This window comes from Streptomyces sp. NPDC030798 (assembly GCF_055572275.1).
Genome location: NZ_JBVIDR010000015.1, coordinates 73,146 through 86,830, shown reverse-complemented (window position 1 = coordinate 86,830; position 13,685 = coordinate 73,146). Strand labels below are relative to the sequence as shown.

At 70.8% G+C, this 13,685-nt stretch carries 10 protein-coding genes; 7 read left to right on the top strand and 3 right to left on the bottom strand.

All coding sequences use genetic code 11. From position 1 onward, the window contains the following. Positions 1 to 19: 19 nt before the first annotated feature. Positions 20 to 745: a GNAT family N-acetyltransferase gene (locus tag ACZ404_RS29795; protein ID WP_468445188.1), complete on the bottom strand. Its 726-nt coding sequence runs from the start codon at positions 743 to 745 to the stop codon at positions 20 to 22. Positions 746 to 898: 153 nt separating this feature from the next. Here ACZ404_RS29795 and ACZ404_RS29790 point away from each other — a divergent pair, with 153 nt between their 5' ends. Next, positions 899 to 2,026, top strand: a complete 1,128-nt coding sequence (locus ACZ404_RS29790) for a hypothetical protein (protein WP_468445186.1) — start codon at positions 899 to 901, stop codon at positions 2,024 to 2,026. A 205-nt stretch (positions 2,027 to 2,231) separates the two neighbouring features. Here ACZ404_RS29790 and ACZ404_RS29785 read toward each other — a convergent pair whose 3' ends face one another. Both ACZ404_RS29785 and ACZ404_RS29780 read right to left on the bottom strand, forming a co-directional pair. Further along, entirely contained in the window at positions 2,232 to 3,668 is a 1,437-nt protein-coding gene (locus tag ACZ404_RS29785; RefSeq protein WP_468445184.1) for a hypothetical protein, read from the bottom strand. A gap of 25 nt (positions 3,669 to 3,693) precedes the next feature. After that, positions 3,694 to 5,067, bottom strand: coding sequence for a hypothetical protein (locus tag ACZ404_RS29780; RefSeq protein WP_468445434.1), 1,374 nt, complete (start codon positions 5,065 to 5,067; stop codon positions 3,694 to 3,696). A 741-nt stretch (positions 5,068 to 5,808) separates the two neighbouring features. On the opposite strand from ACZ404_RS29780, the gene ACZ404_RS29775 reads away from it, so the two are divergent. The 6 genes from ACZ404_RS29775 to ACZ404_RS29750 are packed head-to-tail and all read left to right on the top strand — an operon-like array spanning position 5,809 to position 13,536. Next, entirely contained in the window at positions 5,809 to 6,738 is a 930-nt protein-coding gene (locus tag ACZ404_RS29775; protein WP_468445182.1) for a conjugal transfer protein, read from the top strand. After that, complete coding sequence (locus ACZ404_RS29770; protein WP_189891857.1) at positions 6,735 to 7,076, top strand: hypothetical protein; 342 nt, start codon at positions 6,735 to 6,737, stop codon at positions 7,074 to 7,076. Before ACZ404_RS29775 ends, ACZ404_RS29770 begins: the two co-directional genes overlap by 4 nt. Further along, entirely contained in the window at positions 7,073 to 7,654 is a 582-nt protein-coding gene (locus tag ACZ404_RS29765; RefSeq protein ID WP_468445180.1) for a hypothetical protein, read from the top strand. The genes ACZ404_RS29770 and ACZ404_RS29765 overlap by 4 nt, the downstream gene beginning before the upstream one ends. Beyond that, positions 7,651 to 10,341 (top strand): ATP-binding protein, encoded by a 2,691-nt coding sequence (locus ACZ404_RS29760; RefSeq protein WP_468445178.1) that lies wholly within the window; start codon positions 7,651 to 7,653, stop codon positions 10,339 to 10,341. The genes ACZ404_RS29765 and ACZ404_RS29760 overlap by 4 nt, the downstream gene beginning before the upstream one ends. Then, entirely contained in the window at positions 10,341 to 10,691 is a 351-nt protein-coding gene (locus tag ACZ404_RS29755) for a hypothetical protein (protein WP_468445176.1), read from the top strand. Before ACZ404_RS29760 ends, ACZ404_RS29755 begins: the two co-directional genes overlap by 1 nt. Position 10,692: 1 nt before the next feature. Next, positions 10,693 to 13,536, top strand: coding sequence for a hypothetical protein (locus ACZ404_RS29750; protein ID WP_468445174.1), 2,844 nt, complete (start codon positions 10,693 to 10,695; stop codon positions 13,534 to 13,536). The last annotated feature ends 149 nt before the right edge of the window (positions 13,537 to 13,685 follow it).

The window sequence follows — 13,685 nt, the reverse complement described above, 5'->3', positions numbered from 1 at the left end:
GTGAACGGCCGGCGGCCGCTCAGCGGGGAGGCCGCCAGCGGGTGACCACGCATTGGTCGGGGCCGGCGTGGATGCCGAAGGGCAGGTCGATCCGGTCGAGAAGGAATCCCTCGCCGGGGGCGTGCACGGTGTATCCGCAGCCCTTATAGAAGGCGCCCAGGTCCCGCTCGGTCTCGAAGGACCCGTACAGCAGGAAGTAGTCGAGCTGGTCGTAGACCTGCCAGGCCCGCTTCAGCAGGAAGCTGGCGAGGCCCTGGCCGCGGGCCTGCTCGGCTACCGCCAGGCCGTGTACTTTGGCGATGGCCACGCTCAGGGTCACAGCCTGCACGTAGCTGTACCCGTGCTCCAGAGCCCGCTCAATGATGGTTCCGGGGGCGGTGACGGACAGAGCGCCGATCGGCCGGTCCTGCTCGTCGGCGGCCACGAGAGTCAGGCTGACACTGGCCATCGAGTCGGCCATCGAGTGCCCGATGGTCCGGCGCGCGAAGTCCTCGAAGAACGTCTTGATGGTGCCGTCCAGACCGTCCAGGAGGGCGGCGCCTGCTGTGCCCTGCTCGATGGAGGACCGCAGCGCCGGAATGAGCCGGGCTCCAGCCGTGTCGAGCAGCGCGTCGACGGTGTCCGTGTCCGCTGCCGTGGCGAGCCGTACGCGGGTGCCGGCGGGGCCGGGCCAGCCCTTCCGTAGCCGGTCGGCGGACAGCCGTACTGGTCTGCTGCTGCCCTTCTTCGCGGTGCGCTTGGCCATGGACAGCCCCCTGGGGTCGGCATGAACTGGGACGACGCTGAGCGCCATGAGGGATGCTGTCCACCGCGAAGGCCGTTCAAGGACCGTTTCCCGGCCGAATGCTCATGCTCCGTGGGCCAGTTGAAGCCTGCCTGGGTGGGTGATGATGACGCGGTGAGTCTGGATCTGAGCAACTACGAGCTCCGCTGGCCGACGTCGCTGTTCGTGTCCGAAGGCGAGCGGGTCCTTCGGTCGTCGAACACCTCGTGGGAGGAGCAGGCGGTATGGCTGCTGACGGAGGCCCTGGTCGGCACCACAGCGGCGGCCGACTTCGAGGACCTGCCCGAGCGCCCCGCACCCTCGGACGATCCGTGGGCCAGCACCACCCCCGGCTGGGGGCAGCGGGGCGGGATGGACAAGCGGGAGTGGCTGAAGGAGCTAGTTAGCCGCGCAGCCGAACTGCGGCATGCGGCCGAGCCGCGACCGTACTGGCCACAGCGGCAGGGCCGCGGCCTGTCGCACGACGGCAGCACAGCACGCGACACCCGCCGTGACTTCACCCGGATCATCAGCGACTTCGCCCACAACGGCTACCTGGCGGAGGTCTTCGGCGAGGAATGCGTCGACGACCCCATCGAGCTGCCGGACGCCTCACGAGTGATCGAGCAGCGACTGGGCATCCCGGACCTGTGGCCTCTGACCCCGGAAACATGGGACGAGGACACCTTCTTCGGTCTGATCGAGGTCTTCCACGACCTAGTCAGCCGGCCCCGCACCCGCCGCTTCCACTCCTGGAACAACTGCGGGTGGCACCACTCGGAGTTCCACAACGGGCCCGCCCGCATCCTGTACCGGGGCAAGGTCAACGAGCTACTGCGCGAGGCCGGCATCGAGTACGAGCTGGCTGCCGAAGGCGAGGACCTCGGGCGCCTGGTCGCCGTCACCGACGACGCCCGCAGCGCGCTGGTACACCAGGCGCTCAACGACAGCGCCCCGGACATCACGACCCGGGTCCGCCACGCGATCGCCCTGTTCCGCGGCCGGGACACGACGGTGGAGAGCAAGCGGTCGGCGATCGTCACCCTCGCGGGCATCCTCGAGGAACGCCGCGCCCTGCTCAAGGACAAGCTCGGCAAGGACGAGGGGGCACTGTTCGAGATCGCCAACCGATACGACCTGCGCCACCGCAAGGCAGACCAGCGCGGCGACTACGACGAAGCGTTCCTGGACTGGATCTTCTGGTGGTACCTCGGAACGGTGGAGCTCACCAACCGGCTCATTGCGTCCCGGATCGCTGGCTGACCCTCGCGCACCATTACCCGAACCCATGGTCGAAGCCCTTCAGGACCGGGTCAAGCTCGGCGGCGGCGCCGCACAGCGAGCACAGTCGCCGGCGCGAACGTTAAGTGTGGATCAGCCTGCTGCCCCAGGACGCCGGTCCTGGGACGGCAGGCGTTCGTCTGAACCGTCGTGGTCGCTTGATCAGCGTTCTGCTCCCACGTTGCTGTCAGACGCTCTGGCACAGCGGCGGCAGGAGTCCGTCGCCCGGCCAGAAGGGTTGCTCGGCCGCCAGGCCGGTGAGGAACATGCCGACCTCGGTCAGGACCTTGGTGCGGTCGTCCGGTCCGTAGACGGTGAACTCCCCTGCTGCAGCGTCGAAGGCGCGCACCTGGCTCTCGGGGCCGGTGCAGATCAGGGCCCGGGCGACTTCGGGGAGCCCGAGGCTGAGGGCATCGCACATCTGTGTCTGCACCAGGTACACCAGGTCGACGGTGACGCTCTCCCAGTCGCCGACCGTCGGCCAGTCGGCGCCGCCGTTCAGTTCGTGGGTAAGGGTGGCCAGCGGGATGATCTCGCCCGGCCGCCGTCCTTGGGTGAGGAGGGCGTGGATCCGAGTGCCGTCGGGCTGGAGTACCTGCGGATGGAGCAGGGTGTCGGCGGCAACGAGGGTGGTGTTGATCTCCTGGGTACCGGGGCCGGGGTAGTAGGGCTCGTGTGCGAAGAGCAGGTAGACCGCTGAGGTGCGGGCAGCGGTGTTGGGTCCGGGCATGACGAGTGCTCCCACCGGTGGTGAGGTGCCGGGCGTGTGCTGAGGTGCTGGCCGTGTCGTCGACCGGGCGCCAGGCGGCCGCCCCGGCTTGGGTGCCTGGTCCGCGTGGTCCGGTTGGGCCTGGGCGGGTGCGTGCTTGAGGATCCGGGCGACCTGGTCGGCGAGCTGGAGCATCAGCCGTTCGCAGGTGATGAGTGCGCATGATGCCGAGCGGGTGTCTTGCGTCTGCAGCAGGTCGGCGGCGTCCCACAGCAGGTGCTGGCCGATCTCGGCCGACCGGCGCAGTTCGTAGCGGTCGCTGCCGGCGGCGGCCTGGATGAGGCAGCTGTGCAGGGCGGCGAGGCGCTGGAGGTAGCGGCAGGCGCTGGCACCTTCGACGCTGCGGACGTGTTCGCGGGCCCGGGCGTCCAGCGTGGCCGGCAGGTGTTCGGCGAGCAGCGGAGCGAGCAAGATCGCTGGCAGGGCGACGTCGGCGGGTATGCCATCGGCCATGGCGAACAGGCCGGCGACCAGGCTGAAGAACGCGACCGCGACGGTGCCGAAGCGCAGCGAGGCGCGGATGCCGGGGGCCAGGCCGATGCGCCGGGCGGGGCGCCTGGTCAGCCAGCGCAGGGCCATGTGCTGCGTGGGTGTGGCCGATGGGGTGAGGACTCCGATCTGGTGGGGGAGTTCAGGCCGTGAACCGTCGCCTGGGACCGTCCAGGCGAGCCAGCCCCACCGGGTGCGCTCGTAGACGAGCACGGGTTCGCACTCGGCTGTGCAGGTGTGGTCCCGGACGTGGCCGGTTCGCAGGGCGCGGGCGTGTTCCGCCTCCCACCGGCCCGGGGCAGCCGCGAAGGGGTGCAGGTGCTGCGCGAACCCGGGTGGCGATGGTGTGCGGCGGGTGTCGGTCACGGGCTGCTTCCTTCCGGTTGGTCGGTCAGGCGGAGGCGCACGTCGTGCAGCGGCCGTCGCCGTCGGGGTGGGCTCGCTTGCGAGTCGGGCCGGGGCAGGTGCGGCACAGCGGCCAGCCGAGGCAGGTGGGGCAGAGGTCTTCGCCGGGGGCGGTGGCGGGCACGCCGCAGCCGGCGCACTCGACGAGGGCCCGGTAGGTGAGGGCTTGGGTCACGGAGCGGGCGGCGGCCGCTGTCGATGACCTGGTCGCCTCCACGAACGGTTCGTCCAGCGGGGCCGCGGCGGGGCGGGCGGCGCTGGCGGGCGGCGGGTAGGCCTGGGCGGCGCGGAGCCGGGCGGCGATGATCGCGCCGATGGATGTGCGCACCGGGTTCGGCAGCGGCCGGTCGGTGATGACGTGGCGCAGCTGCTCGGGACTCCAGCCGGCCTCCAGCATCACGGTCGCCACGCGGCCTTGATCAGTCAGTGCCGGCCCGGTCAGCAGCAGTTCGGGACGGCTCGCCCCGATGTCCAGCAGCAGCCGGATCCCCGCGTGCATCTCGTCCGCCGGAGGCGGTGGCTTCGGCGACGTTGTCGCGTGCGAGGGGGCCGTCCGTGCGTTCGTGCGCGCCGCGTCGCCGCGATCGCACGGACGGAGGGGGTTGGTCTTCTGCTTGTTGGTCTTCTTAACGATGGTGTTCTTAGTGCCGGGATCAGCCAACACTGGCTCAGCCAATCCTGGATAACCCGACTCTGGTTGTGAGCTGGGGTTTTGCAGGGCGGGCAGGTCGGTGATGAAGTACAGGGCCTGCCCGAGCGTGCCGTCGGGGTTGCGGTCCCGGTCGCGCAGCAGGAATCCGTGGTGCTCCAGTTCCTCCAGGCCGGTGGTCACCGCGTCGACGCGTTCGCGGCCGTGTCGCGCTAGGTTGGCGACGGTGATCTGCCAGCCGTCCCGGTGGGTGCTGATGTAGCCGAACAGTCCCTTCGCCTTGAAGGAGATCCGGCTGTCCCTAAACAGCGCGTTGGCGATCTGCGTGAACTGGTCTCCGGCCATCACCCCGCGGCGGATGCCCGCGCCGAAGTCGGTGTCGCTGCTGGCTTCCCGGAAGGTGGATGCTGGGTCGATCGGGGGAACGTCCGGAGCGGCGGGACGGTCGGTGATGCTGTAGACGATCTCTCCGAGGGTGCCGTTGGGGCGGCGCACGCGATCGCGGACCAGATAACCGAACTTCTCCAGCTCGTTCAGTCCTGCCCGCACCGCGTCTTGCCCGTCGGGGCCCAGGGCGACGAGGGCGGCGATGGTCACCAGCCATCCGTTGCGGTGGGTGCTGATGTAGCCGAAGAGGCCCTTCGCTCGGTATGAGATGCGGCTGTCGCGGAACAACCCGTTGGCGATCTGCGTGAACTGATCGGCCGCCATCACGCCGCGGCGGACCCCGGATCCGAAGCCGCTCATCGCGCCGTCCGGTATGCAAGCCGCGTGCGGTGGCCACGGCAGCGCACCGTGCCCGCCGGGGTGGGGCGGCCGGTGGGCGCGAAGGCGGAGGCGTACGTGCGTTCCATGCCGTCAGCTCATCCGCCGGCCCCGACCAGGCTGACGGCCATGAGCCCCGACCATCGGTCACGATCCGGCAACGCAGCCTTCTAGCTGCCGTGGTCGGGGTCGTGGTCGGGCCGACCACGCCGTGCCAGCACGGTGCGCAGTCGTTGCGCAGCCCCGATTGCGCAGCCTTCGTGGGCGTTGCGCAAACGGCCTGCACAACCGATCGAGGGTCGTGCGCAGTCGGGTTGTGTGCCCGCGGGTGCGCAGTACGGCCCGCGGATCCCGATGTCCTGTTGCGCAGGGTCGGGTGTGCCGACGCGCAGGCTGCCCCCGCGGGTCTGGTGGTGTCCTTCTGCGCGCTCGCGTACGGCGCCGGCCGGGGTGCGGCAGACGGGTGCCAGCGCATCCGTCGGCGGGGTGCCGGCGGATGACGCGGTGAGCGCCCACAGACCCAGGTTGGCTCCATGGTCGGGTCTGTGGTCGGGCCGACCATGACCCCGACCACGGGCTTCGTGTCCCCATCGTGACCGTGGTCGGGGTCTCGTGGTTGGTGGTCGGGTCGGGGTCGGCGGGTTTTCTCAAGGTCAGCAATCACATTTCTGACCTGGGAGTTTGACCATGTCTCCTGGCAAGCAGGCCTCACAGAGCGAGGCTGCTGCTCCGATGGCGGGTGGCGCCCGGCTGGAGGCGATGCGGCGCCGCGTCCGGCTCTCGCGCTTGGCGGTCTGGACGGTCATCGCGGCCGGCCCCGTCGCCCTGGCCGTCGCCGTCGCCTCCACCCCGACCACGGTCGAGGCGGCTACTCCGGCCAAGCCCACCGCCGTGCGCACCGCGGCCGCCGCCAACCCGGCCGGCTATGCGCAGTTGTTCGTCAGCGCGTGGCTGCGCAGCAGCGCCGATGACGCGACGACTGCGCAGGCGCGACTTGCGCAGTCGATGGCGCCGGACGTCGAGCTGCCAAACCCGGCAGCGGGTGCGCAGTCGTCGCCTGCGTCCGTGACCGCGGTGCGCAGTGCGCAGCGCGCGGACGGCGCGTGGTCGGTGACGGTGGCTGCGCAGTACGCCAACGGAACGGTGCGCTACTACACGGTGCCGGTGGCCGCCGACGCCTCGGGCGCCTCGTTCACGGTGACCGGCGCGCCCGGCGTGGTGGCCGGCCCGGGCCGGGCCGAGGTGCCGAAGTCGCCGTACGGCGTGAACGTCCCGGAGGGTGAGCTGTCCTCAGCCGTAGGGGGGTTCCTCGCCGCCTACCTGACCGGTGCCGGCGAGGTCGACCGCTACCTCGCGCCCGGTGTGCAGATGTCGGCCGTCTCCCCCGCTCCGTACACGGCGGTGTCCGTCGAGCAGGTGTCCGCGGTCGAGGAAGACGCGGCCGCCGAGAAGGTGCCGGCCGACGGCACGGCGGTGCGGGTCCTCGTCCGGGTGGAAGGCCGGGACGCCGGTGGTCGGTGGCCGCTGGCGTACGAGCTCACGCTCAAGGCCCGCTCCGGCCGGTGGGAAGTCGCCGCGCTTCAGTCCGGGACCGCTCAGGGCGGGGGTGTCCGGTGAACACGATGCACAGCCTGGTGCTCGCCGGGCAGCTCAACGACCTCGGCGACTCGTGGATCAACATGTTCAAGGAGTGGGCGACCAAGGGTCTGCAGGCCGGTCTCGTCTGCCTTGTCGTCGTCATCATGATCCAGAAGTTCAGCCTCAAGGCGGGGATCGGCGCCCTGCTGCTGATGATCATCGCGCTTGGGCTGTACAACTCCCGCGAGAGTCTCGCGAACATGTTCGAGGACGAGGTGAAGAACCCGGCCAAGGGCGCACCCGTCGTCCCCGGCGTCGTTCAGTCCGAACTCCCGTCCTCTCGTGACCACTCGCGGGGCGTCGGGGGCTGGCTGTGACCGCGGCAGCGGCGCGGGTGGGCCGCTTCTACACCGCCGCCCGACGCCACCCATGGGTGCTGGGCAAGGTCGCCGACTGGAAGATCCCGCTCGGCCCCTACACGCCCGCGCAGATCGCGGTCGCCGTCGGCGGCGGTTTCCTCCTGATCAAGACCATCAGCTGGTGGTCGTGGATGGGCCCGGTCCCCATCGTCGCGTGGCTGCTGGCGATCTGGGCGGTACGTCGGCCGAAGATCCGGGGCCGTGCGCCGATGCAGGCCGCGTTGGGCTGGGTGCTGCTCGGCTGGCAGCCGAAGGGCGGGCGGATCGGTGGGCGGGCGGCCCGTGACCGCGCTGCCCGCCCGCTGCTCGGCGGCTTCACGATCGAGGGCGCGCCCGCGCTGGACCCGGCGGTGAAGGCCAGACCATCCTCTGCGACGCGGCAGAGTGCTGCCTCTCGGCCGGCGCTTGCGCGGCCGGCCGCCGGTCGCTCGTCCGCGCGCCGCCCCACGGAGCCAGTTGCTCCTGTCATGCCCGCGGGGCCGGTCTCTGGTGTGCAGCAGCTGCTCGCGCTCGCCCAGCAGGGGGGTGCGCGGTGAGGGTTCCAATCCGTCACATCGCCGGGCACCTCGTGTGGTCGACGCACGGCAGCGTGTGGGCCGTCTACCGCCTGCACCCTGGCCCGGACGCGCAGGGCCAGCGTGAGGAGACCGTCCAGGGCACGTACGTGCCCGCCGCCGTCCGCGACGAACAGCTCGCCAAAATCACGCACTTGGTGCGGTCGCTGTCCGGGGCACCGCGGCTGTTCGGGCTGTGCGCGCAGGTCGATCCGGGTGAGATCGCCCTCAAGATGATCGAGGGCATTGAGCCGGCCGAGCCGGCACCCGGTGCGGGTCGGCACCCGTGGGTGGAGAACGTCGAGGCCACCCTGGAGCTGCTGGACGACCAGGAGATGCACCGCCGCACCCTGTGGCTGGCCGTGCCCCTGCAGACCGAGACCGGCGGCCTGCAGGTCTCCGCGCAACTCGGCGCGGCGTGGGCCGAGATCGCGCCGATGCTGGGCATGCGCCCGGCACCGGTGGCCCGGCGTGAGGTGACCGCCTACCGCGAGCACGCCTCCCGGGTGGAGGCCGCGCTCGCCGGCGGCATCGCCTTCCGCCCCGCCCGTCCGGCGGAGATCGTGTGGATGATCCAGCACGCGCTCCACCGCGGTCTTGCCGAGCCCCTGCTTGCCGAGGCCGAGACCAGCGAGTTGTACGGCGGGCAGAGCCGGGACGGCGTGCTGCGCTCCCCCAGCTACGCCGACCTGGGCCAGGTCCGCCTGCAGGAGGGAGGCATCGACCCCGAGCTCGACGACGTCGACGAGCTGAAGACCGCGGGCCGGATCACCCGGTCGGGACGCAAGGCCTGGTGGCGGGTGAACACCGGCTCGCCGCTGGGGCGGCGCTGGCTGCAGGTCGAGTCCGACACCGGGGTGGGCTATCAGGCGCAGTTGGCGCTGGCCGAGTGCCCGCCCGCGGTCAGCCAGGACGCCGCGGACCTGTTCGCCCAGCTGGAGCTGCTCGACTTTCCCGTCGACTACACGGTCGACCTCACGCTGGTGCCGGCGGAGAAGGCCCGCGATCAGGTGCGGCGCAAGAAGAACGAACTGATCGACCAGGCCGACCAGTACGACGCCCGCCCGACCGGCATGCCGGCCTCGCTGACCGAGGCCGCCCGCGACTTGGGCGAGCTGGATGCCCGCCTGTCGCGCACGTCGGTCGAGGTTGAGGTGCAGTCGGTGACCGTGCTGACGGTGTGGGGGCCGACGGCGGCCGTCTGCGACGCCCGGGCCCGCGCCCTGGCCGCACTGCTCGGCGGAGCCGACTACCGCGCCGTGCGCCCGGCCGGCCTGCAGGAAGCCCTGTTCACCCTCGGCCTGCCCGGCACCGTACGGCCCGGCGTGGTGCGGGAGTTCACCCAGCACCAGATCAGTGAGGACTGGGCACTTTCCGGGGCCTTCACCACCGCTCAGGTCGGCGACCCCAACGGGATGTTCCTCGGCATCGACCTGGACTGCGGTACCACCCGCCCCGTCATGATCAACGTGGCGGACGCGCCCAAGGTCGACGCGTCCGCGTCGATGGGGATCGTCGGGGATCTCGGCGCGGGCAAGAGCGTGCTGCAGAAGCTGATCGCAGAGGCGGTGTGGGCGCGCGGCGGCTGCGCAATCTGCATCGACCGCACTCCGGTCCGTGAGTGGGCCACGTTCGCCCGCACCGCGGCCAAGGGCCGGGCCCAGATCATCGACGCCGCCCAGGCCGAGGTCTCCATCGACCCGCTGCGCATGTTCAACGGGCCCGAAGGACGGCACTACGCCCTGTCCTACCTCACCCTGCAGCTCGGCATCGGACCGATGAGCACCAACGGCGAGGTCCTCCACCACGCCGTCGAGCAGGCAGCCGCCGGCCCGGAGCCGTCCATGCACCGCGTCCTTGAGGTCCTCGAGGAGATGGCCACGCACGAGGTGGGCAAGCGGAAGGACTCGGCCTCCACCCTCGCCGGACTCATCCGCGTCGTCGCCAGCAACTCCCTGGCCCGGATGGTCTTCGACCCGACGCTGCCGCCGGTACGGCTGGACGCCTCCAGCACCACCGACATGATCGTGATCACCACGACCGGGCTGAAACTGCCTCCCAAGGCAGCGTTCGACAAGCCGGAGGTCCTGCACCAGCAGCCGCTGGAGGCGCTGATCGGCCGCGCGGTGCTCTACCTGATCGCTGCGATCGCCCGCCAGACGGCGTTCGAGGACCCCGAGCGGTTCACCCAGGTGGTCCTGGACGAGTTGTACTGGCTGACCTCCTCCGCCGAGGGCACCGCCCTGGTCCACGAGATCCTCCACGACGGCCGCAAGCACGGCGCCGGGCTCCTGGCGGGCTCGCACGACGCCGAGGAACTCGGCCCGGACCGGGGCCTCATGGCCTACCGCGCGCTCGCCCGCACCACCGACCGCGAACGCGCCCGCCGCGGCCTGGAGTTCGTCGGGCTCGATCCCAACGACGACGCACTGGTGCGGCTGGTGACCACCGGCCTGTCCCCCGTCGGCCAGAAGGGGCGAGAGGGCGAGTTCCTGCTGACCTGCCCGCGCCAGAACACCGGCCGCATCAAGGTCTCCATCCCCCGCATCCCGCGCATCACCACCTCCATCACCACCACGCCGGGACGCCGCACGAGCGCGGTCTCCCCCACGGTGCCGGAGCCGCCCTCTGGTGAGGCCGCACAGACCCGTCCGAAGGAAACCGTCTGATGACCACTTTGTCGTGGGACCGCTCGAGGCGTGTCGCCGCCGCCGTGAGTGTCCTTACCGTGATCGCTGTCGTCGTCGCCGTCGTCGTGCTCGTCCTCGGGGTGGGCGTGCCGCAAGGGTGGTGGCCGCACACCGGGCAGGCCTTCGCCGCCGACGGCGCGCACCGGGATCCGTGCGCCCTGATCGTGGGCCCGGCCAAGGCGTACTGCGAGCGTGGCGCCGCGGCCCATGCCTCCGCTGCTCATCAGGACGTGGCCGGTGGGGCGTGGAGGCTGGTGCCTGCCGGTGCCGGTGTGGGTGCTCTCGTGGTGTGGCGGCTGCGCGGCGCCGCCGGGCAAAGGCGGCGCTGACGTGTTCCGTCCAGACCGCGCGACCCTGCGTTCCGCCAGCTTCGTCGTGCTGCTCACCGGCGTGTTCCTCTTGGTGAACACCCAAGTCGTGTACGCGGCCGGCAGCAACAGCCAGACCGGCGACCTGCTCGCCCCGCTGAACATCTACTCGTCCGAGGGTGTGCCGATCGACGGGTACGACCTGAACGCCGAGGGTGGCTCCATCGTCGCCTTCAAGACCCAGGCTCTGGCCTTCGCCCTGTCGGGGCTGTTCACGCTGATCCGGCTGCTGGTCGGGCTGGCAGGGTGGGCGATCGAGGTGGCCTTCCGGTTCCCGCTGCTGAAGCTCCTCATCAAGCCCGCGCGGAAGGTCGCCGACACCTACGACACGGTGGTCGTCGACACGCTCGGGTTGAAGGGGCTCTTGCTGGCCTGGGCGTTTGTGTTCACGGGGTTCATGATCGTGCGTGGCCGCGTCGGCCGCGGTCTGGGAGAAATGTTCCTAACGCTGATGATCGCGGCGTTCGCCGCCTCCGCGTTCGTCCGCCCCGACTACCTGCTCGCCCAGCACGGGCCGCTGGGGCAGAGCCAGCAGATGGCCGCCGAGGTCGCCCAGCAGAGCGTCAACTCCTACGACTGGGGCGGCAAGCTCGCCAGTAAGGATCCGTGCGCCGGCATGGCCGGCAACGCCGAACTCAAGTGCCTGGAGCGCGAAGGCGATGGACCCGTCTCCGCCGCGGAGGTGGCCCGCCCGATCCAGGATTCGATCACCAACGCCTTGATCGTCAAGCCATACATGCTCCTGCAGTACGGCCGCATCCTCGATCCCGCCAAGCCTTCCGACCGCAAGGCCTACGCCATCCACCTCAAGTGGGTCACCGGCGGCTACAAGCCTGGCGGCAAGGCGGCGAAGGACGCGGAGGATGCGTGCAGTCTGGTCAAGGGACCCGCCAAGAAGTACTGCATCGGCGACCAAGGCGGTGACGGTGGTCAGGGCAGTGACACGCTGCCTGCCCTCACTCCCGGCGGTGAATTGTTGGACACCGCCAGCCCGCTGCTGAGCGAAGACGACCAGCAGTTTGCGGCCTTCCTCGCCGACCTGAAGAAGGCTGGTCCGGTCGGCAAGTCGTGTGCCGCCTATGCCGAGAAGCCCACCTGGTGGCGAGTCGGCGGCGCGACCCTGCTGCTCATCGCCGCGCTGTTCATCTGCGGCATGCTGCTGTCGTCCGCCATCGTGCTGCTCGGCACTCAGGGCGTGTGCGCAGCGGCCGCGGCGGCGGGCGGCGTCACCTTCGTCGCCGGCATGCTGCCCGGGCCGGCACGCCAGTCGGTGTGGAAGTGGCTGTCGCTGTGGGGGATGGCAATCCTGACGATGGTCGGGGTGTGCGCGTTCGTTCCGTTCTTCGGCATCGCCGTGGACGCCACCATCACTAACGGGCCAGACCTGATGGTCGAGCGGATTCTACTCATCGATGTGCTGGCCATTGCCGGGGCAGCCGGGCACCGTCGGCTGCTGACATCCATCACCTCCTTCGGTCGGCGCATGGCCATGCGGTTGCGCTATGCCAAAGTCGGCGGGACCCATCTGCCGGGGGACACGTCCGAACTCGGCGCCGCGCTCGCCATGAATTCCCCGATGGACTACGGCGGATACGGGGGCGGCCTGCGGATGTTTTTGGGCGGTGGCCGATACGGCAGGCTCGGCACTCGAGAGCGCCTGATGGGCGCACTCAGCTCCCTATTCGACGGGGCGGGCATGCCGGTGGACACCGGCGGAATACTCGCGGATGCCACCACCGAAGCCGGGCGCGGCCTCGCACCGCTCTTGGCCGCCGGAGCGGTGGGCGGGCTGGGGGCACGGCTCAGTGCGAAGGGGGCTCACTGGCTGCTGATCGGTAAGCGGCCCGACAAGGAGCAGCTGGCCAAGTGGCGTAAGCCCACCGCTGACGGCGACCCGCATGCCGACGGCGGGCCGGACGGTGGGCTGGATATGTCGGGCAGTGGCGGGCCGGGCAGGCGGCCCGGCGGGCCCCCCGACCGCTACCGCAACGCGCAGGGTCAGATCACCGACCGCCGCACCGGCGAAATCCTCCACGACCAGAACACGGACCGCACCCTGCTGTCCACCCGCGCCCACAACCGGTTGGTCCGCTTCCGCGGATACCGGATCCTGAACCGCGGCGGCCGCACCGCCTACGGGACGACGGTCGGCCTGCCAGCCAACATCCGGCACATCCGCTCGGGCGGCTCACGCTACTCCCAGGACGCCCGGCAGCAGGTGCGGGTGTGGGCCAACACCGTCCGGGAGGACGGCCGCGCCTGGGCCGCGACAGGACGGCACCTCGCCAAGGGCATGCGGGAGCAGTCCGGCGGCCGTGCCGCTCCCGGTCCTCTCGGCGGCCGGCGCCTGCGCCCGGCGACAGGCGCCTCCGCTGGTGTGAACACCACCCAGCAGCTGGACGACCGTCCATCACAGACGCCGATGGCGCCCACCGCTGCTGGGCCGCCCCCGGAACCGTCCCCACGGCTGCCCAGCCTTCCGGTGGAACTGCACCGTCAGGCGATTGAGCCGGCTGACCGCGCAAATCCGGGCCCTGCACGTCGCGGGCGAGGGGGCAGCGCACCTTCGACGATCACCTCAGGGGGTTCAGGCGGGTCAGACGCCGGCAGGTCCTTCCGGGATGAGGCGCACGCCCGGTGGGAGGCACTGATGCGGCGTACGTCAGCCGACGCCGAGCGGCTGCGTCGGGAGCGCTCGGAGGACATTTCTGATGGAAACGACGGGGAGACCCAGATGGGACCCGCCTCGGCTGACGCCGACCGGCTGCCCCCAGAGGGCAATCCGTGGGACGACGATCCGTGTTGAGCCGGACACGACGCCGTCTCGGGCGATGGGGATGCGTGAGCGCGCTTCTGCTCTTCACTGCCGTGTGCTGTGCAGCTCCGGTGTCCAGCGCGATCAGCGCCGTCGTTGCCTTGCAAACCGGGCGGCAGGGCGACGGCGGGATTGCCGAC